Source organism: Bradyrhizobium sp. MI1.11 (assembly GCF_055811255.1).
In genome coordinates this window covers 1-298 of the sequence record NZ_JBVVPM010000227.1, presented here as the reverse complement: position 1 = coordinate 298, position 298 = coordinate 1, and the positions used below count along the sequence as shown (strand labels likewise).

Sequence of the window (298 nt, the reverse complement as noted above, 5' to 3'; positions counted from 1 at the left end):
CATAGAGAAGCTCGACAGAGAGATTTTGGTTGCCGTCAGAAAGGACCCCGATGCGAGGCGTCTGATGAGCATACCGGGTGTCGGTCCTCTCATCGCCGCTACCGTTCGGACATCCGTCGCGAATGCTCGCGATTTTGCGACTGCACGAGATTTTGCCGCTTGGACCGGGCTCACACCGAGGGCACAGTCGAGCGGCGGAAAAGAAAGGCTCGGCGCGATATCAAAGCGTGGAAATCGGCAACTACGGACGCTCTTGATCGTTGGTGCGACCTCTATCATCAAGCTTGCTAAACGAGGC

The 298-nt window shown here is 57.0% G+C and carries 1 protein-coding gene; it reads left to right on the top strand.

Annotation, left to right across the window (positions count from 1 at the left end):
- Window positions 1–298: transposase (locus AC0L30_RS43205; protein ID WP_473406814.1), on the top strand; the 298-nt coding region annotated here is incomplete at both ends.